Origin of the sequence: Kitasatospora sp. NPDC048194 (genome assembly GCF_043202455.1) — a bacterium.
Lineage (GTDB): Bacteria > Actinomycetota > Actinomycetes > Streptomycetales > Streptomycetaceae > Kitasatospora.
The window spans coordinates 28,271-48,875 of the sequence record NZ_JBIDAK010000010.1 but is presented as its reverse complement, the minus strand read 5'-3'; the positions used below and the strand labels follow the sequence as shown (position 1 = coordinate 48,875).

Genomic DNA, 20,605 nt, shown 5'->3' with positions numbered 1-20,605 from the left:
CCGTCGTCCGGAGCCCCGCTCGGCGGGGTCGGGGGCGGGCCCGGCCGGCGGTCAGCGGACCGCCACCCCGACCAGGCAGGTGTCGTCGTCCGTGTCGGCGCTGCTGTACTGCAGCAGGTGGTCCAGGTGCCCCTCCAGGCCGTCCGCGCTGGTGGCCGACTGGTGGTGGGCCCGCTCCGCGAGCGTCATCAGGTTGGTCAGGGACGCCTGGAGCGACTCGTCCCGGCGCTCGATCAGCCCGTCGGTGTACATCACCAGGGTGTCGCCGGCCTGGAGGACGAAGTCGTGCTCCTCGTACTCCGCCTGGTCCAGGGCGCCGAGCAGGATGCCGCCCACCTGCGGGAGGGTCATCGCCCTGCCCTCCCGCACCAGGACCGGCGGCGGGTGGCCCGCGCGGGCCCAGCGCAGCCGGCGGGTGGCCGGCTCGTAGAGCCCGCAGACCGCGGTGGCCGTGACGTTGTCGGTCAGGTGGTGGGTGACGCTGTTGAGCCAGCTCAGCAACTGGGCCGGCCCGGCGCCGGTGGCGGCCAGACCGCGCAGGGCGTTGCGCAGCGCGACCATGCCGGTGGCGGCCTCGATGCCGTGCCCGGCGACGTCGCCGACGCACAGCAGCACGTCGCCCGTCGGCAGGGCGAGCGCGTCGTACCAGTCGCCCCCGACCAGGTGGTCCTTCTCGGCCGGGCGGTAGCGGACCGCGACGCGCAGGTCGTGCAGGTCCAGCGGCCCCCGGGCGGGCGGCATGATGGCGTGCTGGAGCTGGAGGGCGAGGCGGCTGCGCTCGGCGGCCTGCTGCTCGCTCTGCGCCAGCTGGTCGCGGGTGGCGGCCAGCGCCACCTCCGTCCAGTGCTGGGCCGAGATGTCCTGGTAGGCGCCGCGGACGATGCGCAGCCCGCTGTCCGGATCGCGCACCGGCTCGGCCACCACGCGGATGTGCCGGGTGACGCCGTCGGGGCGTTGCAGCCGGAAGGCGGTGGAGGCCGGGCGCCGGTGGTACAGGAGGGTGCGCAGGAACCGGCCGATGGTGTGCCGGTCGTCCGGGTGGGCGTGCTCGGCCAGCTGGTCGAGGGCGATCGGCTGTGCGGTGGGCGGCAGCCCGTGAAGCTCGAACAGCGTGTCGTTCCAGACAATCTGACGGGTCTTCAGGTTCTCCTCGAAGCCGCCGATCCGGCCCAGACGCTGCGCGTGCTGGAGCAGCCGGGCGACCCTCGGGGTGCCGTCGTCGAGCCGCCAGACGACCACCAGGTGGATGCCGTGGCGGCTGATGCTCACCTGTGCCCGGGCGCTCAGCGGTACCCCGTCGACCAGGGCGGCGAGCCGCATGCCCTGGGCGCGGAAGGGCTCCCCGGTGGCGAAGACGTGCTCGACCTTCTCGGCCAGGCCCCCCGGCTCGGCCGCCAGCGGGTACGCCTCCAGCAGGCGGGTGCCCACGATGGCGGCGGTGGGCCGGCCGGCGAAGTCGACGAAGGACGGGTTGACGTGCCGGATCACGAACTTCAGCGGGAGCTCGGTGTCCTCAGGGGCCACCCGCAGGACCAGGCAGGGATCGAGGAGACCGTCCGTCAGCTGCCGCAACTCGTCGAACTGGGCGTCCGCCGGGTCCGCGACGGCGTACTGCCGGCTGTCCCAGGACTCCAGGGTGGCGGCCGCCACCTCGGCCAGCGCCTCGAACTGCCGTTGCAGGGGCTGCGACTGCTCGGGCAGCGCCTCGCGCCAGCAGATCTCCAGCACGCCGATCAGCCGGCCGCCGACCCCGGCCGGGACGGCGAGGCGCCCGCCGCGGATCTCGTGCTGGCCGATCGAGGGCAGCGACGCCTCGGCGAGCGTGTGGTAGCCGACCGCGGCGCGTTCGTCCAGGGCCCGGCGGGCCGGGGTCGGCACGCCCGGCGGGACGTGCCGCCAGCGGCGCGCCTCCTCCGGCTGGAAGCCGGCGCTGCCCGCCAGGGACAGCGAGAGGTCGGGGTGGGCCGCCCAGACCGCCACCGCGGCCACTCCGAGCGGCCGCAGGGCGTGCTCCAGCATGGAGCGCGCGGCCGTCGCGGCGTCACCGCCCGCGATGGTGTCGGCCTCGGTGCTGCGCAGCCGCAGCGCCACCGGGTCCTCCGGCCGGACGGCCGCACCGGCGACGAATTCCCGGGCGAGCGCCGAGATCTGGTCCGCCGCCACCTGGTTGACCAGGTCGACGGCCAGCGCCAGCGTGGTGACGCCCGCCTGCTCGGCCAGGCTCTCCAGCTGCCGGGCCGCCTCGGTGGGGCCGCAGCGCAGCCGCTCCACCAGGACGCCGACGGCCATCTCGACGACGGCACGGCCGGCCGCGTCGGCCTGCGCCTGGTCCAGCTCCTGGCGCAGCCGCTCGACCGTGGTGGCGAGCCGGCCGACGGCCGCCGCGTCGCCTCCCGGCTCCTGGGTGGCCGGCGTATCCGGGTCCGCCGGGGTCCGCTGCGCGCCGACCCTGGGGGCCTCGACGCCCGGCTCGATCGCGGCGGGGCGGCCGGTGGCGAGTCGCTCCTGGGGGTCCTGCACGGTGGTGGCTCCTGGGGTCTCGGCTGCTGCTCCGGCGGTGGTCACCGCGTGAGGTGGTGCGTGATCCGGCTGACCACCTCGTTCGCGTCGACCGGCTTGGTGATGTAGTCGCTCGCTCCGGCCGCCAGGCTCTTCTCCCGGTCGCCGATCATGGCCTTGGCGGTGACGGCGATGATCGGCAGGCCCTCGTGCTCGGGCATCGCGCGGATCGCCGCGGTGGCCGTGTACCCGTCCATCTCGGGCATCATCACGTCCATCAGGATGACGTCGATCCCGGGGTGGGTGGTGAGCGACTCCAGGGCGGCCCGGCCGTTCTCGGCCTGGAGGACGCGCATGCCGTGGAGCTCCAGGATGCTGGTGATCGCGTACAGGTTGCGGTCGTCGTCGTCGACGACCAGCGCCGTGCGGCCGGCGAGGGCCGGTTCGGCGTCGGGGCTCCAGGACCCGACCCGCTCCGGCCCGCGCGCCGGGGGCAGGGCGCCGCCGGGGCGGTCGGCGCTCATGTGCAGGGCGATCCGCTCGCGCAGCTCGTCCAGGCTGGCGATCAGCTCCAGCGGCCGCTCGTCCTGCCGCAGGAACGCGTCCGCCTGCTCGCCGGCGGCGCCCCGGTTGTGGTGCGCCAGCACCGGGACGGTGTGCAGGGCCGGGTCGCCCTCCATCTCGGCGAGGAGCGTGGCGGCCGTGCCGTCCGGCAGGTCCAGTTCCAGGACGACGCAGTGGCAGGGGGCGGTGGCGAGCGCGGTGGCGGCCTCGTGGGCTCCGACGGCGGTGACGATCTCGACCTGCCGGTGCCCGGCGGAGTAGCGGGCGAGGTCGGCGACGGCGTTCTCCGCCACCAGGCTCAGCAGCCCGTTCGGCCGGCTCTCCACCACCAGGAGGCGCCGCGGGCGCCCGGGGAAGGCGTGGTCGCCCGGGTCGTGCACCGGATCCTCGGACGGCCGCGCGGCGGCGCCGTCCAGCGCCCTGGAGACGGCCGGCGGTTCGCCGGTGGGCACCTCGGAGTGCGCGACGGGGAGGTAGAGGGTGAAGACGCTGCCCCGGCCCAGGGTGCTCTCCACGGTGATCGCACCGCCGAGCAGGTAGGCGATCTCGCGGCTGATGGACAGCCCGAGGCCGGTGCCGCCGTACTTGCGGCTGGTGGTGCCGTCGGCCTGCTGGAAGGCGCCGAACACCGTCTCCAGGTTCTGGGGCGCGATGCCGATGCCGGTGTCGGTGACGCGGAAGGCGAGCACCGGGCCGCCGCGCCGCACGCCGTCGGGCAGTTCGGCCTCGACCGCGGGCTCGATGCGCAGCTCGACCCGCCCGTGCTCGGTGAACTTGACGGCGTTGGACAGCAGGTTGCGCAGCACCTGGCGCAGCCGGTAGTCGTCGGTGCGCAGTTCGCCGGGCACCCCGGGGGCCGTCCGGACGGCGAAGGCGAGGTTCTTCTGCCCGGTCATCGGGCGGAAGGTGGCTTCGACGTACTCGAGCAGCGCGGGCAGCGGCACCGCGTCGACGCTCAGGTCCATCTTGCCGGCCTCGACCTTGGAGAGGTCGAGGATGTCGTTGATGAGCTGGAGCAGGTCGGAGCCGGCGGAGTGGATGATGCCGGCGTACTCGACCTGCTTGGCGGTCAGGTTCCGGGTGGGGTTCTGGGCGAGCAGCTGGGCGAGGATCAGCAGGCTGTTGAGCGGGGTGCGCAGCTCGTGGCTCATGTTGGCCAGGAACTCCGACTTGTACTTCGAGGCGAGGGCCAGCTGGTGGGCGCGTTCCTCCAGTTCCTGGCGGGCCTGCTCGATCTCCAGGTTCTTGGTCTCGATGTCGCGGTTCTGCGCCGCCAGCAGCTCCGCCTTGTCCTCCAACTCGGCGTTGGAGAACTGGAGCTCCTCCTGCCGGGCCTGCAACTCCTCGGACCTCGCCTGGAGTTCGGCGGTCAGGCGCTGGGACTCGCCGAGCAGCTCGTCGGTCCTGGCGTTGGCGATGATGGTGTTGAGGTTGACCCCTATGGTCTCCAGCAGCTGGTCCAGGAAGTCCCGGTGGACCTGGGTGAACGGCTTCACGGAGGCCAGTTCGATGACGCCGAGGACCTGGTCCTCGACGACGATCGGCAGCACGACCAGTGCCAGCGAGTCGATGCGGCCGAGGCCGGAGGCGGCGGCCAGGTAGCCGGGCGGGAGGGCGTCGACGGCGATGGTCCGCCGGCTGCGCGCGGCCTGGCCGACGAAGGACTCGCCGAGGCGGAAGCGGGTGGGGCGGTCGCCGTCGGGGAAGGCGTAGGAGCCGACGAGTTGGAGCGTCGTGCCGTCCGGGCCGTCCTCGGCGAGGTAGAAGGCGCCGCACTGGGCGCCGACCAGCGGGGCGAGTTCGTCCATCACGGACGCGGCGACGACGCCGAGGTCGCGCCTGCCCTGCATCAGGGCGGAGAAGCGGGCGAGGTTGGTCTTCAGCCAGTCCTGTTCCTCGTTGGCCCGGGTGGTCTCGCGCAGCGACTCCACCATGAAGTTGATGTTGTCCTTGAGGTCGGCGACCTCGCCGGAGGCGTCCACGGTGATCGAGCGGGTCAGGTCGCCGGCCGCCACCGCGCTGGTGACCTCGGCGATCGCCCGGACCTGCCGGGTGAGGTTGCCGGCCAGCTCGTTCACGTTCTCGGTGAGCCGCTTCCAGGTGCCGGACACCCCCTGGACCTTGGCCTGGCCGCCCAGGCGCCCCTCGGTGCCGACCTCCCGGGCGACCCTGGTCACCTCGTCGGCGAAGGAGGAGAGTTGGTCGACCATCGTGTTGATGGTCTCCTTCAGCTCCAGGATCTCGCCCCGGGCCGTGACGGTGATCTTCTGCGAGAGGTCGCCCTCGGCCACCGCGGTGGCCACCTGGGCGATCGCCCGGACCTGGCCGGTGAGGTTGCCGGCCATGGAGTTCACCGAGTCGGTGAGGTCGCGCCAGGTCCCGGACACGCCGACGACCCGGGCCTGGCCGCCGAGGATGCCCTCGGTGCCGACCTCCCGGGCGACCCTGGTCACCTCCCCGGCGAAGGAGGAGAGTTGGTCGACCATCGTGTTGACGGTGTTCTTCAGCTCCAGGATCTCGCCCCGGGCGTCCACCTCGATCTTCTGGGTGAGGTCGCCGCGCGCCACCGCCGTGGTCACCTGGGCGATGCCGCGCACCTGCCAGGTGAGGTTGCCGGCCATCGCGTTGACCGAGTCGGTGAGGTCCGCCCAGGTGCCCGACACCCCCGGCACCTGCGCCTGGCCGCCGAGGCGGCCGTCGGTGCCGACCTCGCGGGCGACCCGGGTCACCTCCGAGGTGAAGTGGGACAGTTGGTCGACCATCCCGTTGAACACCGAGGCGATCTCGCCGAGCAGCCCGGGAGCGTCGTCGGGCAGCTTGGTGCTGAAGTCGCCGTCCCGGACGGCCGTGAGGCCCGCCAGCAACTGCCGCAGTTCCGGCTCGTTCCCCGGAGCGGCGTCCGGCCCGCCCTCCGGGCGGTGCTGCGAACCGTTGGACGTCAGCGGACCAGCCATCGAACGTCGCCTCCGTAGAATGCCGGGCCGGAGCCCGCATCCGGTCGTGCGCACCACGGCCGACCGGGTGCCGGGTGGCTCCGGGTCGCCACTCCGGAGTGCGGTGGGTACCGTCAACGGAGGCTACCCCAGGGCCCGCGGCGCGGGAAAACGCCTGCCACCGGGGTGGAAGCGGGCCGCACCGCGGGTGCGACCCCCGACGACGCGGCCTTCACAAAACGTTTACGGTGGATGACTGCATCGATCGGCGGACCCGGGGTAGCAGGGCCTCCGTCGTGCCGTTCTCGGGAAAGGACCTGCATGCCCACGCCCACTGGCGAACTGCTCGTCTCCGCAGCCGCACCCGGCGGAAAGCTCCGGGAGTCGCTCACGGTGGAGCTGCCCGAAGAAGTGGACCCGAAGGAGATCGCCCCCGCCGACGCGCGGGAGCTCACCCGGGTTCTGCTGCGACGCCTCGCCACCCTGGAGGAGGGGACGAGGGAGTACTCGTACGTCCGCAACACCCTGGTGGAGATGAACCTCTCCCTGGTGCGGTTCGCGATCCGCCGCTTCACCTCGCACCGCGAGCCGCAGGAGGACCTGCTCCAGGTCGGGGCGGTCGGCCTGATCAAGGCCATCGACCGGTTCGACCCGGAACTCGGTGTGGAATTCACCACATTCGCCATGCCGACCGTCCTCGGTGAGATCCGGCGCCACTTCCGCGACACCACCTGGGCCGTGCACGTGCCCCGCCGACTCCAGGAACTGCGCATCCTGCTGGCCAAGGCCCAGGACAAGCTGTTCCAGGAGCTGGACCGCGCCCCCACGCCGAACGAACTCGCCGAGCACCTCTCGCTGCCCGTCGAGGAGGTCATCCAGGGTCTGGCCGCCGCCAACGGGCACACCGCCGGCTCCCTGGACCTCGGGAGCTCGGAGGACGAGGACGGCCCCGGCGCCCTCGCCGACCGGCTCGGTCACGAGGACCGCGACCTCGCCCGCGTCGAGGACCTGGTGGCGCTCAAGCCGCTGGTGGCCAAGCTGCCGGAGCGGGAGCGGCTGATCCTCTCGATGCGGTTCTGCGAGGACATGACGCAGTCCCAGATCGGGGAGCGCCTCGGCCTCTCCCAGATGCACGTCTCGCGGCTGCTCACCCGCACGCTGCGGCAGCTGCGAGAAGGCCTCGAGCGCGACTGAGGCATCTCATGGGGCCCGCTGTTTGGCTGATGGGCCCGAGCCTACGTATGGTCGGAGGGCACGGACGATGGAGGGGACGACGATGATGCCATCCGACAACGGCAGGGGCGACACGGCCCTGGCGCCCGCCGCACCCAGGCCGGGCCTGGTGGTGCGCAGTCGTGCCACCGAGGGTGGCGCGGTGGTCTGCACGCTCGCGGGGGACCTCGACGTGGAGACGCTGGACTCGGCCGCCGAGACGCTCGCCGAGCTGGTCGCCCAGCGGCCGGCCGCTGTGGTCATCGACCTGCGGGAGGTCGCCTTCTGCGACTCCTCGGGGTTGAACCTGCTGCTCAGGACCCGCATCGCGGCGGAGCGGGAAGGGCTGGAGCTGAGCCTCGCGGCGGTGGCTCCGACCGTGATGCGGGTCCTGGAACTGACCGGTGCGCGAACGGTGTTCACCATTCACGAATCGGTCGAGGCGGCCCTGCCGCACTGAGTGGCGGGCGGTCGGACCGCCTCCTTCCGGGTGCCCGGTCGGCCCCGGGCAGGCATAATCCCGGAACTGCCGGGAAACCGAGCTGCGAAAGCGACGTCGATCCGAAGGGGTGCCCTCACATGACGATGAGCCGGGGAGCCCTGGACGGCGACCCGCACGGGGCCGAGCTCGTCCTGCCCGTCGGCGGTCAGCGAAGGCGATTGCCCCTTGCGGGGCTCCCCAAGCCGGTCGCCCGTGCCAGGGCCCACGCCGTCCAGGTGCTGGGCGACTGGTTCCCGCAGTCCCGCGCCCCGGGCGCGGGCGAGGGGATCGCCGAGGACGTCGTGCTGGTGGTCGCCGAACTCGTCGGCAACGCCATGCTGCACGGCGACGGCCCGCTGGAGCTGGTCCTCGACGTCAACCCGGAGCGGCTGCGGATCGAGGTCAGCGACCGGAGTTCGGAGCTGCCGGCCCCGCGCGAGCCGCACCACCCGGCCCTGCCCGGTGGCCACGGCCTGTTCATCGTGCAGCGGCTGGCCGACCGCTGGGGTGCCGAGCCGCACGCCCTGGGGAAGACGATCTGGGTCGAGTTCGAGATCGCGCGCCTGCGGGGCGCGTAGGCGCGCCCGGGGCTTCCCGGGCGCCGTCGTCTTCGGGCGCCACCGCCCACGGGCCCGTTTCGGCCCGTCGTCCGAGGACCGCCCAAGGCCGGTGGTCGTGCGAGGACCGCTCAGACCGGTGGCGCGACGCGCAGCGCGAGCAGCGCCGTGTCGTCGTCGCTCTCGGCGCCGAGCGCGATGACCAGCTCGTCGCAGAAGACGGTGAGGGGCGCCCGAGCGAGGGCGGCGGTGTGCCGCCGCAACCGGGCCATGGCGTCGTCGAGGGACTGCCCCCGGCGCTCGATCAGGCCGTCCGTGTACAGCAGCAGCGTGGAGCCGGGCGGCAGCCGGTCACTGGCCGTGACGCGGGGCAGGTCGGGCTCCATGCCGATCAGCAGGCCCGCACCCCTCTCCAGGTAGCGGGTCTCGCCGTCCCCGGTGGTGAGCAGCGGCGGCAGGTGCCCGGCGGAGGAGTAGTCCAGCTCCCGGTGCCCGTCGACGTCCCCCTTGACCAGGCCGTAGACGCAGGTGGCGGTCGAGTGGGGGTTCAGGGTGTGGTTCGCCCGGTCCAGCTGGCGCAGCACCTCGCCCGGCGGCTCCCCGCGGTCGACGGCGATGCCGCGCAGCATGTTCCGCAGCGCGCTCATGGCGACGGCGGCCCGCAGGTCGTGGCCCGCGACGTCGCCGATGACCAGCACGGTCTCCCCCGAGGGCAGCGCGAAGGCGTCGTACCAGTCCCCGCCGACCTCGGCGGTGCTGCTGGACGGGACGTAGCGGGCGACCAGCTCCAGGCGGTCGACCAGGGGCAGCTCGGGCAGCAGCGCGCGCTGGAGGCGTTCGGCGGTCTGCTGGGTGCGCAGGTGCAGGCGCGCGTTGTCCACCCCGAGGGAGATCCCGCGGACCAGCTCGGAGACCAGCACGACGTCCTCGGCGGTGAACGGGTGCTCGTCCCGGGTGCGCACCAGGGTGAGCGCCCCGAGGACCTCCCGCCGGGCCCGCAGCGGCGCCATCACCGCGCTGCTCGCCCCCAGCTCGGCGAACAGCTCCGCCTGCCGGGCGTCCAGCGGGCTCGGGGCGTCCTCGACCCGGGGGAAGTCGGTGACCAGCAGCGGGCCGGCGCCGCGCACCACCCGGGCCAGCGACCCCTGGGCGTCCTCCGACAGCGGGGGGAGCCGGCCCAGCAGCTCCTCCGGGACGCGCACCCGGGGATCGCGGTGCACGAGGCACATCCGCTCCACCCGGCCGTGCTCGTCCACCAGGTCCACCGCGCACCAGTCGGCCAGCTGGTGGGCCAGGACCTGGCACACCCGGCGCATCCGCTCGCCCAGGTCCAGGGTGCTGGACAGCGCGCTGCCGGTGTCGGCCAGCAGGGCCAGCCGTTCCAGCGCCGCCCGGTCGACACTGGCCCGGCGCGACTTCGTGGTGGTGCTCGGGAAGCGCACCGGGCCGGGCTCCGGCCGCGTCGCGTGCCCGCCGTCCGGCCCCGGGGACGGCGGGGCGGGCGGGGCCGTCCTCGGCATCAGGTGGGCGACGAACACGGTGCGGCCGTCGATCGCCTCCTGGGTCTGCACGTGCAGCCGGATCGGGATCAGCCGGCCGTCCCGGTGCAGGGCCGGGACGGGGACGGGGCGGCCCAGGATGCGCGGCTGGCCGGTGAGCAGCAGCGAGGTGAAGGCGGCCCGGTGGCGCTTGCGCAGGTGGTCGGGGATCAGCGTGGTCAGCGGTTGTCCGATGAGGTCGCGCGCCGACCAGCCCAGCAGGTTCGCCGCCGACGGGCTCACCGCGATGATCCGGTTGAGGTCGTCGGCCGCGACCGTGGGCACGGTGGCGGCCTCCACCTCGCCGGCGTCCCAGGGGGCCAGCTCGCTGGGGGTGCTGCTCGGGACGCCGGGGGTCAGCGTCCAGGCGGTGGGCTCCTCGCCGGAGAGCTGGCCGACGACCTGGTCGAACAGCCAGTCGCGGAACGCGCGGATCTGCGGCAGGGCGGGAAGGGTGAGCAGGGTGCCCTGCTGCGCGGCGTCCTCGGCTTCGTCGAGCACCCGGCGCAGGGCCGTCACGACCCCGCTGGCGTCCGCCGGGACGGCCACCAGGACGGAGAGCGTCGAGCTGTCGGGGGTCTCCTGCTGCACCGAGGCCGTCATGCACGCGCAGATCACGTTGCTGCCGTCCTGGGCGACGGCCACCTCGTCCGGTCGCACGCCCGCGCGGTCCTCGACCCCCTCGGTCAGCTGGAGCTCCCGCAGCATCCCCTCCCAGTGCTGCTGGGCCGCCCAGTACAGGGCGTACGGCATGTCGGTCAGCGCCACGTTCACGGTCGGGCCGCAGGAGGCCACGGTCTCCCACGCGGAGGCCGGCGGCGCCGGCCGGCCGGGCCACAGCTCGAACCAGACCGTCTTGCGGTCGGCGTCGCCGTGGACACCGTGGCTGGGCGCCAGGTCCGCCACCAGGGCCAGGCCCCGGCCGGTTCCCGCGTACGGGTGCTGGTCGTGCGGCACCAGCCCGCGTTCCGGGCGCAGGTCGCTGACCCGCACCCCGATGCGTCCGTCCTCGACCCACGCCTGCACCTCGAACTCGGTGCCCGCGTGGAGGACCGCGTTGGCCGCCAGCTCGCCGGTCAGCAGCTCGGCGGTCTCCGCCGCCTCGGGGGGAGCGCCGTCCAGCACCGACCGCACGAAGCGGCGGGCCGACGCGGCGCTCCTCGGTTCCGGCGCGAGCCGCAGCGACGCCGCCCCGGCTGGAAGGGGGATTCCCATGTCTGGCCACTGCCCAGAAACCCGGGCGCCAAAAGGACGCCCGGGTTCCGGTCGGGCTATCGGCCACCGGCCGCCGCGGGCGGCGGGAAGCGGTCCCACACCCGGTGCGCGGCGAGCAGCTGGATCAGGCGTTCCACCGCCTCGTCGGGCCGGACGTCGGCGAGGACGCCCGGGCCGTCGGCGATGCCGGCGGCCCGCAGGGCGTCCTGGCCCCCGGCCACGGCGAGCAGGGGCTTGGCGTGGCGGTAGGCCTCGGTCAGCATCAGCACGAGCCGCGGGTCGACGGTGGGCGCGGCCGGCACCGGGTTGCCCGCCCTGGCGTCGCGGGCGGCCTGCGCGTCGGGAGCCGGGCCGGTCGCGCCGACCAGCACCAGCGCGTCGTACTCCACGGACCGGGCGGTGGCGTACGTCCGCTGCGCGGCGACGGGCTCGCCGTCGCCGTCCGCCGGCAGGCCGGCGCCGGTCGCGGCGATCACCAGCGGGACGAGACCGGCGTCCAGCACGGCCCGGCGCACCGTGGTCAGCGCGCCGTGGTCGGTGCCCGCGACGAGGCCGACGACCCGGCCGTCCGCCGGCCAGGTCCGCCCCAGCTGGGACAGCGCGGGGCTCGGCCGGACCTCCCCGAACGGCTCGGTCGGCTCGGGGGCGGGCAGGCCCAGGCCGGCGGCCACCTGCGCGCACAGGTAGCCGTCGATGTTGGCCAGCACCTGCAGCCCGCGCTCCTTGATCGCCTGTTCGTGGCACTTGCCGAGCTCGAAGGTGTACGCGGCGATGATGTGCTCGCGCTCGACCGGGCTCATGCTCGCCCAGAACAGGCGCGGCTGGCTGAAGTGGTCCGCGAACGAGGCGGGCGCCTCGCGCACCTTGGTCGCGGCGGCCACCGGGGTCGGGTACTCGATGTAGGCGTGCTCCGCGGCTCCGGCGAAGAACGGGCAGCCGCCGTCGAGCGAGTTCGGCTTGTAGGGCGCCACGCCGGAGTGGACGGCGTGCTGGTGGAACCCGTCCCGCAGCATGTCGTTGACGGGGGCGTGGGTGCGGTTGACCGGGATCTGCGCGAAGTTCGGGCCGCCCAGCCGGGTGATCTGGGTGTCGAGGTAGGAGAACAGCCGCCCGGACAGCAGCGGGTCGTCGGTGATGTCGATCCCCGGCACCAGGTGGCCGGGATGGAAGGCGACCTGCTCGGTCTCGGCGAAGAAGTTGGTCGGGTTGGCGTTCAGCGTGAGCAGCCCCACCGGTCGCACCGGGGCCAGCTCCTCCGGGACGATCTTGGTCGGGTCGAGCAGGTCGATCCCCTCGAAGGTCTGCTCGGGCGTGTCGGGGAAGGTCTGGATGCCCAGCTCCCACTGCGGGAACGCACCGGCCTCGATCGCGTCCGCGAGGTCCCGGCGGTGGAAGTCCGGGTCCGTCCCGGCGACCAGCTGCGCCTCCTCCCAGACCATGGAGTGCACGCCCAGCTTGGGCTTCCAGTGCCACTTGACCAGGGTGCTCGCGCCCTCGGCGTTGACCAGCCGGAAGGTGTGGACGCCGAAGCCCTCCATGGTGCGGAAGGACCGCGGGATGCCGCGGTCGGACATGTTCCACAGGGTGTGGTGGGTGGCCTCGGTGTGCAGGGTGACGAAGTCCCAGAACGTGTCGTGGGCGGACTGGGCCTGGGGGATCTCCCGGTCGGGGTGGGGCTTGCCGGCGTGGATGACGTCGGGGAACTTGATCGCGTCCTGGATGAAGAAGACCGGGATGTTGTTGCCGACGAGGTCGAACACCCCCTCGGAGGTGTAGAACTTCGTGGCGAAGCCGCGGGTGTCGCGGACGGTGTCCGCCGAGCCGCGGGAGCCGAGGACGGTGGAGAAGCGCACGAACACCGGCGTCTCGACGTCCTCGGCGAGGAACGCGGCCTTGCAGACCGCCTGGGCGGTGCCGTACCCGCGGAAGACGCCGTGCGCGGCGGCGCCGCGGGCGTGGACGACGCGCTCGGGGATCCGCTCGTGGTCGAAGTGGGTGATCTTCTCGCGCAGGTGGTGGTCCTGGAGCAGGACGGGCCCCCGCGGGCCGGCCTTGAGCGAGTGGTCGCTGTCGGGCAGCCGGGCGCCCTGAGCGGTGGTCAGGAACGCGCCGTCCTGCGACCTGACCCGGGCGCCGGCGCCCGTGTCGCGGCCGGTGGCGGTCACCGGGCTCGGCGCCGCCTGGTCGGGCTTGGGCGGCAGCGGGTCGCGGACCTCCGTGGGCTCCCGTACGGTCGGCGGCTGCGGGCCGGGCGCGCCGGGGAGTTCGGGGCGCTCGGTCGGGACGACGTTCTGGACGACGTCGGCGACCTTGTCGACGATCTTCTTCACCGGTTCGGACGCTTCCATGGATCGACTCCTCGTTGAGGGGACTGCCCTTCCCGGGTAACCCCGGTCGTGCGTCCGGAAACGGATTCCGGCGGCCGGGAACCCGGCTGCGCGGCTCCTTCCCGCGACCGAAGGCGACCGTTCGGATGACGCCGCGCACGCGCGCGCACGGCCGCGGGGCCGCCCGATCGGCGACCCCGCGGCCGTGCGCACCGGCGCGCCCCGAGCGGGGCTACCAGCGGTACCAGCGGCCCCGTCCGCCGGCCGCCGTCGTACCCCGGGCGATGAAGCCGAGCAGCCAGACGACCAGCACGATGACGGCTGCCCACCAGAGCACCTTCAACGCGAATCCGGCGCCGAACAGGATCAGAGCGAGCAGAAGGACCAGCAGGAGCGGGACCATGGTTCGACCTCCTCGGTTGGCGTTGTGGTCGCCCTTCTGCCCCGGGTCCGCGAAGTCATGCCGGGGGCCCGCGCCTTCCGCACAGGGACGGGACGCGCGGGCCCGGTGGGGTCAGAACGCCTTCCGCAGGGCCGGCAGCAGCGTCCGCTCGGCCCACTCCAGGAAGGCGGGCTGGCTGTCCCCGCCCACCTGCACCAGGGCGACCTCGTCGAACCCGGCGTCGACGAAGGGCCGCACCGCCTCGACGAAGTCCTCGACGCGGTCGCCGCAGGGGATGGCCTCGGCGACGTCCTCGGGCCGCACGAACCCGCCGGCGGCGGCGAAGCCCGCGGTGCCCGGCAGTTCGGCGTTGACCTTCCAGCCTCCGCCGAACCAGCGGAACTGCTCGTGCGCCCGGCGTACGGCGGCCTCCCGGTCCGGGTCCCAGCACACCGGCAGCTGGCCGACGGCGGGCTTGCCGGCGCCGCCGTGCTCGGCGAAGCCCGCGAGCAGCTCCGCGTCGGGCTCCACGGCGATCGCCAGGTCGGCGAGCCGCCCGGCCAGCGCGCACGACGCCGGGCCGGACACCGCCGTCCCGATCGGCGGCGGCTGGTCCGGGAGGTCCCACAGCCGGGCGCCGTCCACGTCGAAGTGCTTGCCGTGCCGCGTCACGTAGCCGCCCTCGAACAGGGCCCGGATGATCTCGACGGCCTCGGCGAACATCTCCAGCCGCACCGACGCGGCCGGCCAACCCCGGCCCACCACGTGCTCGTTGAGGTTCTCCCCGCTGCCGAGCCCCAGCCGGAACCGGCCCTCGGACAGCAGTTGCAGCGTCGCCGCCTTCTGGGCCACCACCACGGGGTGGTAGCGGAAGGTCGGGCAGGTCACGTACGTCATCAGCGGGATCCGGGAGGTGGCCTGCGCCGCCGCTCCCAGCACCGCCCACGCGTACGGGGCGTGGCCCTGCTCGTCCAGCCACGGGAAGTAGTGGTCCGAGGTGACCGAGAAGTCGAAGCCCGCGCGTTCGGCGAGCACCAGGTCGGAGACGAGTTCCCGGGGGCCCCGTTGCTCCGTCATCATCGTGTATCCGATCTGCACCATGCTCCGCGCCTGCCCATTCGGCGGCGGCGCGAACGGACCGGCCGCACTCCTGACGTGACGTTCACGAATCGATGGCCCAGGGTAGTCGAGTGGATGCGAACAGTAGCCACGAGGGGGGTGATGCAGGGAGCGAAGATGCCGGAACACGAGCCGTTCGGCGCGGGGGCCGAAGCGGAGGGTGCGCAGCGATCGGTCGGACCGGCCGAGGCGCGGCGCAGACGCGTGCCGCCGCAGGGGCGGCCGGAGGGCGGCCGCGCGGCCGCTCCGCCCGTCCGACGGCCGGCCTCGAGACCGGCGCCGCCCCGGGAGGGCGCCCGCGGCGCCGCGGCGCCGGGGGAGGGCGCCGACGTCGACGGAACGGTGCCCTGGGCGGACCGGATGCTGCCGCTGCTGCGCACTCCGTCCATCACCCGGCCGCTGGTCGGCGAGGCCCACGATGTCGGCGCGGACGAGCCCGGGGCCGCCGAGGTGGCCGCCGTCCTGGACCTGGCGCTGCTGGTGGGCGAGCTGATGCTGGCCTGCGGGGAGGCCGCGGAGGACGTCGAGGCGGCCATGCTCGCCGTCGCCCGGACCTACCGGGCCCAGCCCTGCGATCCCCGGGTCACCTTCACCCGGGTGGCGATCTCTTACCGGCCGCGCCCCGGCGAGCCGCCGGTGACGGTCGAGCGGTCCGTGCGCCACCCGGACGGCGACTACGCGGGGCTGGAGGCGCTCTTCCGGCTGGTCACCGAGATCACCGTGGGCGGACTGGGGGTGGGCGACGCCCACCGGCGGCTGAGGGCGGTGCGTCCGCACTGCCGCCGCTACCCGGCCTGGGCCCTGGCGGTGTCCCCCGGTCTGCTGGCCGGGGCCGCGACGCTGCTGGTCGGCGGCCGGGCCGACGCCCGGGCCTGGCTGGTGTTCGTCCTCGCCGTCGTCGCGGCCATGGCGGGCGACCGGCTCTCGGTGCTGGTGGGACGCCACGACCTGCCGGAGTTCTACCGGATCGCGACGGCCGCGACGCCGGCCGCGGTGGTGGGCATCCTGATGTCCTTCAACCAGCTCCACCTGCGCGGGTCCGTGGTGATCACCGGGGGGCTGTACGCGCTGCTGCCCGGGTGGCCCATGGTGGCGGCCGTCCAGGACGGCCTCGCCGGCTTCTACCTCACCGCCGCCGCGCGGCTGCTGAAGGTCCTGTACCTGATGGCGGGTGTGGTCGTCGGTGTGATGAGCGTGCTCTACGTCGGCGTCAACAACGGCGCCGACCTGGCGGCCCAGCGCGGACCGGGATCGACCACGAACCCGCCCCTCCAGCTGGCAGCGGCGATTCTGCTCGCCCTGGCCTTCGCGGTGCTGCTGAACACCGAGCCGAGTACGCTGCCGGCCGTACTGCTCAACAGCGGGGCGGGCTGGACGACGTACGGCGTGCTGGTCAACGCCGGCGGGGAGCCCGTGATGGCCACCGGCCTCGCCGCCGTGCTGGTGGGCCTGTCCGGCCAGCTGATGGCCCGGTACCGGGGCAGTTCGGCGCTGCCGTTCGTCACCGCGGCCCTGGGGCCGCTGCTGCCCGGATCCCTGATGTACTTCGGGCTGCTGGCGTTCGTCCGGGGCGAACCCGAGGCGGGGCTCAACGGTGTGGGGCGTGCCGCGGCTACGGCGATGGCCCTCGCCATCGGCGTGAACCTCGGCCGCGAGGTGGCCCGGCTGTTCCTCCCGGCGCCCGGTGCGGCCCTGGCCGCCCGCCGGCGCGGCGGGCGCCACCGCCGATGAGAGGGGCGCGGCGGGCATGAACACGCGGGACGGGGTTAGACGAGCGGGGCGAACGACCGCCGAACGACCGTCGAACGACCGCCTTGATCGGAAGGATCCGCCGTGGCCGACCTCTCCCTCCTGCCCGAAGCGTCCGAGCGCCGCTGGACCCGCGCGTCGGACGGAGCCTGTCGCACCGTCGACAGCCGTGTCTTCCTCGGCCCGACCCACGAGGTCGGCGCCGCCGCGAGGGAGCGGGCCGAGGCGGCGAAGGCCGTCTGCGCCGGCTGCCGGGTCCGGGTGGAGTGCCGGCGCCACGCGCTCGCCGCGCGGGAGCCGCACGGGGTCTGGGGCGGGCTGACCGAGGAGGAGCGCCGCGCACTGTTCACCGGGGATCCCGTTCGCTCGGTCGCGTGACGTCGTACCGGACGCCGGTGACGGGCCCCCGTCACCGGCGTCGGTCGTGTCGGCGTCCTGGTCCGCGGCCGGAGCGGCGGCGCGGCCGGCGGCGGGACCGCCTCGGGCCGCTTGCGGGGTGCCCTCGGAACCGGTGGCGCGGTCAGCGCAGCAGGACGGAGAGGAGCTCGGCGATGGTGGGGCCGGCGTCGGCGGGATGGCGCAGCTGCTTGCCGTCGATGACGCTGTAGTGGTTGGTGCGGCCGCGGCGTTCGTGGCTGAGGTACCCGGCGGTCTCGAGGTCGGAGATGATGCGCTGGACGGCCCGTTCGGTGAGCAGGCAGCGGGCGGCGATGTCACGGACGCGGATGCCGGGGTCCCGGGCGATCTGGACGAGCACGCGAGCGTGGTTCGTCAGGAAGGTCCACTGCCGGGTGATGTCTCCGCCGTTGTCCACGGATCAAGGATAAGACCGGGACTCGCGACAGTAGAAACACGACATCATATTCGTGTAACCCTTGACAGGCGCGGAGGCGCGGCGAACAGTGGAGAGGCACTCGCCCGTGTGCTGCCACGGGGCGACACCGTGATCGGCCGGGGTTCGACGGACCCGGAGGAGCGGGTGCCCGGGCCGCTCGGCCTCCCGCGCAGATCGGAGGCAGGCTGATGGCGATCTACGGCGGACGCGTCCCCTTCACCCTCGCGGGGACGCCCGCGCCCGACGGATCGGACCAGCCCTCCGCGCCGGAGCCCGGGGACCGCCCCGGGCTGCGGATCACCACGCTGGACCTCCCGGGCCGGGCCCGCGTGGTGCGCCTGGACGGCGAGGCCGACATGGAGCAGCGCGGCGCGCTCGACGCCGCCCTCGCCGCGGCGGTCGAGGACGCCCCGCCGCGCCTGGTCGTCGACCTCGCCCGCCTGGACTTCTGCGACTCGGCCGGCCTCAACGCCCTGCTCAAGGTCCGGCGCGAGGCGGCGGGGATCCCGGTCGCGCTGGCGGCCCCCGGGCCCCAGATGAGGCGGCTGCTCGAGATCACCGGGGCGGAGCAGGTCTTCACCGTGTGCGACAGCGTCCGCAGGGCCCTCGCGGCGGACGGCGGCGGGGGCACCGCGAACGGCTGGGTGGACGGCTCCGCAGGCGGCTCGGCCGCCGGCTGCGCGAGCGGCGGCCCCGGCGGCTGAGCAGGCTCCCGCCGGGCCGCGCCCTCCCTGGTCAGCGGCGGGGCGGGCGCCCCGGCTCCTCGTCGGCGGGCACCCCGTCCTGCGCGCCCGGGCCCTCGCCGCCCGGGGTGCGCCAGGAGTCGGCGCGCTGCGCGGCGGCGCCCTTCGGCGCCCGCGGCGGCCGGCGGCGCACCAGTCGGCGGCTGCCCCAGGCGAAGGCGCCGATGAGCAGCACCGCGATGACGAGCGCGGGCACCAGGACGCCGAACGCGGACGGGCCGGAAGCGGCGTCGGTCGCGAGCTGGTGCGTGGTCATGGACAGCGTCGTGGACAGCATCGGGGGAGTCCGTTCCGTTCGGGGATCGCCGTTGGAAGGCGCGGGCGGGGTGGGGATCCGGCGGTCAGGCGAGGATCCGGCCGAGGGCGTCGTCGATGTCGAGGTGGTCCGTCTCGCTCCCGGCCGGGACCAGGGCGAAGGAGTCCAGCAGGAACGCCGTCACCGCGTCCGAGGGAATGCTGATCACGGCCCGCCCGTCGCGGCTGCGCAAGGTCACCAGGACCTGCCCCTCCGGCCCCGGGCGGACGGTCACGTCCCCGCAGCCGCTCGGCGCGTGGCGTCCCTCGTTCAGCAGGTCACGCGCGAAGAACCACTGGATCTCGTCGCCGCCCTGCTCCCCGACCGGAGGGAAGGCCAGGCAGACCGCGTACGGCAGCGAGGTGTCGAAGCGCAGGTGGGCCTCTACGGCGATGTCGGGGAACGGACCCTCGGGCAGGGTGACGGCGGTGGACCGGCAGGTGGCGACGGTCATGCGGTGGGTCTCCATTCTCTGAACATCATCGAATCGAAGCGGTGACCGAACAGCGGGCGGGCCGGGGCCGGGCTCCGGTGCCGGGTCGCCGACAGCGGCACCGGACGTCGGCCGTGGCAGCCCTCGGCTACCCGCCCTGCGCCGATCCATGGCCGTGATGTGGAAACGATCGCGAGCGGACCCGCCCGGGGGCCGACGGGGCCGCACGGTCCGTCCCTGGGGTCGTCGCACACCCGTTCGCGCTGTCCTTCGGTCGGGTGGTTTCCGTCCGGCCGAAGGGGGAAGCCGCCGGACGATCCGCTGCCCGCGCCGGTCGTTCGTCCTCGTGCCGGACAGCCCGGGGCACCGCTCTCCGGGCCGGGACGCGGCACGTCGAGGCCGGATCGCCGGGCGGAGGGCCGCCCACACCGTACGGGGCCGGACGACGGCTCCCCCGATCCGGAAGGAGTCCAGCGATGGGCATCGTCATCAGCAGCCCGCTGCCGGAGAGCGAACGCAAGACGACCGGGAACGCCCTGCAGGGAACTCTGGTGGACCTGCTGGACCTGTCCCTGGTGGCCAAGCAGGCGCACTGGAACCTCTACGGCCCCCGCTTCCGCTCCGTCCACCTGCAACTCGACGAAGTGGTCACCACCGCACGCGACTTCGCCGACGCGGTGGCCGAGCGCGCCGCCGCGATCGGGGTCAGCCCGGACGGGCGGGCCGCCACCGTGGCCGCCTCCAGCAGCCTGCCCGGCTTCCCGGAGGGCTGGACGGCCGACACCGCGACCGTCGAGTACCTGGTGAAGGCCTTCGCCGCCGTGATCGAGCGGATGAGGGTGCGGATCGAGGAGACGGCCTCGACCGATCCGGTCACCCAGGACCTCCTGATCGGGCTCACGGCCGAACTCGAGAAGCACAGCTGGATGTTCCAGGCGGAGAACCGGAACTGACGGCACCGCGCCGACCCGGCACGGGTCGAGGCCGGGCTCGGACCCGGCCTCGACCCGTGCCGGGCTCGGACGCCCACGCCCACGCAGGGACCCGCCACCGGGTCCACCGGTAGAGGAGGCGATCCGCACATGACGTTGCTGCTGTGCCTGGGAGTGCTCGGTGCCTACGGGCTCGGCGCGCTGCTGACCACCCGCACCGTCTTCCGGCGCGGCAGGGAAGGCTACCTGGCGGGCACCCTCGGCACCGCCACCGAGCGGACCGCGGGGGCCTTCGAACGGCAGGAGCGGCAGCAACTGGAGGCGCTCGCGCTGTGTGCGGGCGTGCTGTGGGTGGTGGCCGTACCCGTCCTGCTGGCACGGCGGCTGGTCACGACCGTCGCCCTGGCCCGCCCGCACGGCCCGGTCGGGCCCGCGCCGCAGGAGGTCTCGACGCGGATCGACGAGCTGGAACGGGCGCTGGAACTGGGCCCCTACGCACCGGTCCGCGCCGCCGAATCCCGGCGCGCCGCAGCGCCGTTCCGCTCGCCCCGTCGGGCGGCCTGAGCCGGACGGGCCGGCACCCGGCCGCGCGGCGGAAGCCGCGGTCGTCCGCGGAGCTCACGGTCGTTCAGGGAGCTCACCGTCGCTCAGAAAGCTCACGGTCGTTTCGTTCGGAGCCGCGCGGTCGCGGCTCCGCTGCCGCCCTGGCGAGTACCGTACGGCGGCGCGCCGCGCCCCCCCCCCCGCGGGGGGCCGGGGGGGGGGGGGGGGGGCGGGGGGGGGGGCCCCCG

Annotated in this window: 17 protein-coding genes; 8 read left to right on the top strand and 9 right to left on the bottom strand. The window is 74.3% G+C overall.

Annotation, left to right across the window (positions count from 1 at the left end; all coding sequences use genetic code 11):
- Positions 1 to 51: 51 nt before the first annotated feature.
- Entirely contained in the window at positions 52 to 2,520 is a 2,469-nt protein-coding gene (locus tag ACGF07_RS14845) for a SpoIIE family protein phosphatase (protein ID WP_392898675.1), read from the bottom strand.
- A gap of 41 nt (positions 2,521 to 2,561) precedes the next feature.
- Positions 2,562 to 6,017 carry a HAMP domain-containing protein gene (locus ACGF07_RS14840; protein ID WP_392898672.1) on the bottom strand — a complete coding sequence of 1,152 codons (3,456 nt, stop codon included), beginning with the start codon at positions 6,015 to 6,017 and terminating at the stop codon, positions 2,562 to 2,564.
- A gap of 300 nt (positions 6,018 to 6,317) precedes the next feature.
- On the opposite strand from ACGF07_RS14840, the gene ACGF07_RS14835 reads away from it, so the two are divergent.
- The 3 genes from ACGF07_RS14835 (at position 6,318) to ACGF07_RS14825 (ending at position 8,267) form a co-directional block, all read left to right on the top strand.
- Positions 6,318 to 7,190, top strand: coding sequence for an RNA polymerase sigma factor SigF (locus ACGF07_RS14835; protein ID WP_392898669.1), 873 nt, complete (start codon positions 6,318 to 6,320; stop codon positions 7,188 to 7,190).
- Between the two features lie 82 nt (positions 7,191 to 7,272).
- Positions 7,273 to 7,668, top strand: a complete 396-nt coding sequence (locus tag ACGF07_RS14830; protein WP_392898667.1) for an STAS domain-containing protein — start codon at positions 7,273 to 7,275, stop codon at positions 7,666 to 7,668.
- 119 nt (positions 7,669 to 7,787) lie between these two features.
- Positions 7,788 to 8,267, top strand: a complete 480-nt coding sequence (locus ACGF07_RS14825) for an ATP-binding protein (RefSeq protein WP_392898664.1) — start codon at positions 7,788 to 7,790, stop codon at positions 8,265 to 8,267.
- 110 nt (positions 8,268 to 8,377) lie between these two features.
- Here the strand turns inward: ACGF07_RS14825 and ACGF07_RS14820 are convergent, their stop codons facing one another.
- The 4 genes from ACGF07_RS14820 to ACGF07_RS14805 form a co-directional block, all read right to left on the bottom strand.
- Positions 8,378 to 10,999 (bottom strand): SpoIIE family protein phosphatase, encoded by a 2,622-nt coding sequence (locus tag ACGF07_RS14820; protein ID WP_392898661.1) that lies wholly within the window; start codon positions 10,997 to 10,999, stop codon positions 8,378 to 8,380.
- 56 nt (positions 11,000 to 11,055) lie between these two features.
- Positions 11,056 to 13,347, bottom strand: coding sequence for a catalase (locus ACGF07_RS14815; RefSeq protein ID WP_392898658.1), 2,292 nt, complete (start codon positions 13,345 to 13,347; stop codon positions 11,056 to 11,058).
- A 211-nt stretch (positions 13,348 to 13,558) separates the two neighbouring features.
- Positions 13,559 to 13,729 (bottom strand): hydrophobic protein, encoded by a 171-nt coding sequence (locus tag ACGF07_RS14810; protein WP_350744073.1) that lies wholly within the window; start codon positions 13,727 to 13,729, stop codon positions 13,559 to 13,561.
- A 111-nt stretch (positions 13,730 to 13,840) separates the two neighbouring features.
- Positions 13,841 to 14,809, bottom strand: a complete 969-nt coding sequence (locus tag ACGF07_RS14805; protein ID WP_392898655.1) for an LLM class F420-dependent oxidoreductase — start codon at positions 14,807 to 14,809, stop codon at positions 13,841 to 13,843.
- Positions 14,810 to 15,169: 360 nt separating this feature from the next.
- Here ACGF07_RS14805 and ACGF07_RS14800 point away from each other — a divergent pair, with 360 nt between their 5' ends.
- Both ACGF07_RS14800 and ACGF07_RS14795 read left to right on the top strand, forming a co-directional pair.
- Positions 15,170 to 16,558, top strand: a complete 1,389-nt coding sequence (locus ACGF07_RS14800; RefSeq protein WP_392898652.1) for a threonine/serine exporter ThrE family protein — start codon at positions 15,170 to 15,172, stop codon at positions 16,556 to 16,558.
- A 102-nt stretch (positions 16,559 to 16,660) separates the two neighbouring features.
- A complete protein-coding gene (locus ACGF07_RS14795) occupies positions 16,661 to 16,954 on the top strand; it encodes a WhiB family transcriptional regulator (RefSeq protein WP_392898649.1) in 294 nt (97 codons plus the stop codon).
- A gap of 142 nt (positions 16,955 to 17,096) precedes the next feature.
- Here ACGF07_RS14795 and ACGF07_RS14790 read toward each other — a convergent pair whose 3' ends face one another.
- Positions 17,097 to 17,390 (bottom strand): helix-turn-helix transcriptional regulator, encoded by a 294-nt coding sequence (locus ACGF07_RS14790; protein WP_392898646.1) that lies wholly within the window; start codon positions 17,388 to 17,390, stop codon positions 17,097 to 17,099.
- A gap of 209 nt (positions 17,391 to 17,599) precedes the next feature.
- On the opposite strand from ACGF07_RS14790, the gene ACGF07_RS14785 reads away from it, so the two are divergent.
- Entirely contained in the window at positions 17,600 to 18,115 is a 516-nt protein-coding gene (locus tag ACGF07_RS14785) for an STAS domain-containing protein (protein ID WP_350750388.1), read from the top strand.
- Between the two features lie 31 nt (positions 18,116 to 18,146).
- On the opposite strand, the gene ACGF07_RS14780 is transcribed toward ACGF07_RS14785, so the two are convergent.
- Positions 18,147 to 18,431 carry a DUF6479 family protein gene (locus ACGF07_RS14780; RefSeq protein ID WP_392898644.1) on the bottom strand — a complete coding sequence of 95 codons (285 nt, stop codon included), beginning with the start codon at positions 18,429 to 18,431 and terminating at the stop codon, positions 18,147 to 18,149.
- Between the two features lie 64 nt (positions 18,432 to 18,495).
- The gene (locus tag ACGF07_RS14775) at positions 18,496 to 18,903 is read right to left on the bottom strand and encodes an SsgA family sporulation/cell division regulator (protein WP_350750313.1); all 408 of its coding nucleotides are present in this window, start codon (positions 18,901 to 18,903) and stop codon (positions 18,496 to 18,498) included.
- 455 nt (positions 18,904 to 19,358) lie between these two features.
- On the opposite strand from ACGF07_RS14775, the gene ACGF07_RS14770 reads away from it, so the two are divergent.
- On the top strand, positions 19,359 to 19,835 hold the full coding sequence (locus tag ACGF07_RS14770) for a DNA starvation/stationary phase protection protein (protein ID WP_350750311.1): 477 nt from the start codon (positions 19,359 to 19,361) through the stop codon (positions 19,833 to 19,835).
- 129 nt (positions 19,836 to 19,964) lie between these two features.
- A complete protein-coding gene (locus tag ACGF07_RS14765; RefSeq protein ID WP_392898640.1) occupies positions 19,965 to 20,378 on the top strand; it encodes a hypothetical protein in 414 nt (137 codons plus the stop codon).
- Positions 20,379 to 20,605: the final 227 nt, after the last annotated feature.

What these genes read in the sequence shown, in the direction of transcription:
- ACGF07_RS14835 (WP_392898669.1), top strand. Translation starts at nt 6,318, where the DNA reads ATGCCCACGCCCACTGGCGAACTGCTCGTCTCCGCAGCCGCACCCGGC.
- ACGF07_RS14825 (WP_392898664.1), top strand. Translation starts at nt 7,788, where the DNA reads ATGACGATGAGCCGGGGAGCCCTGGACGGCGACCCGCACGGGGCCGAG.
- ACGF07_RS14820 (WP_392898661.1), bottom strand. Translation starts at nt 10,999, where the DNA reads ATGGGAATCCCCCTTCCAGCCGGGGCGGCGTCGCTGCGGCTCGCGCCG.
- ACGF07_RS14765 (WP_392898640.1), top strand. Translation starts at nt 19,965, where the DNA reads ATGACGTTGCTGCTGTGCCTGGGAGTGCTCGGTGCCTACGGGCTCGGC.
- ACGF07_RS14810 (WP_350744073.1), bottom strand. Translation starts at nt 13,729, where the DNA reads ATGGTCCCGCTCCTGCTGGTCCTTCTGCTCGCTCTGATCCTGTTCGGC.
- ACGF07_RS14775 (WP_350750313.1), bottom strand. Translation starts at nt 18,903, where the DNA reads ATGACCGTCGCCACCTGCCGGTCCACCGCCGTCACCCTGCCCGAGGGT.
- ACGF07_RS14805 (WP_392898655.1), bottom strand. Translation starts at nt 14,809, where the DNA reads ATGGTGCAGATCGGATACACGATGATGACGGAGCAACGGGGCCCCCGG.
- ACGF07_RS14815 (WP_392898658.1), bottom strand. Translation starts at nt 13,347, where the DNA reads ATGGAAGCGTCCGAACCGGTGAAGAAGATCGTCGACAAGGTCGCCGAC.
- ACGF07_RS14830 (WP_392898667.1), top strand. Translation starts at nt 7,273, where the DNA reads ATGATGCCATCCGACAACGGCAGGGGCGACACGGCCCTGGCGCCCGCC.
- ACGF07_RS14770 (WP_350750311.1), top strand. Translation starts at nt 19,359, where the DNA reads ATGGGCATCGTCATCAGCAGCCCGCTGCCGGAGAGCGAACGCAAGACG.
- ACGF07_RS14840 (WP_392898672.1), bottom strand. Translation starts at nt 6,017, where the DNA reads ATGGCTGGTCCGCTGACGTCCAACGGTTCGCAGCACCGCCCGGAGGGC.
- ACGF07_RS14780 (WP_392898644.1), bottom strand. Translation starts at nt 18,431, where the DNA reads ATGCTGTCCACGACGCTGTCCATGACCACGCACCAGCTCGCGACCGAC.
- ACGF07_RS14785 (WP_350750388.1), top strand. Translation starts at nt 17,600, where the DNA reads ATGGCGATCTACGGCGGACGCGTCCCCTTCACCCTCGCGGGGACGCCC.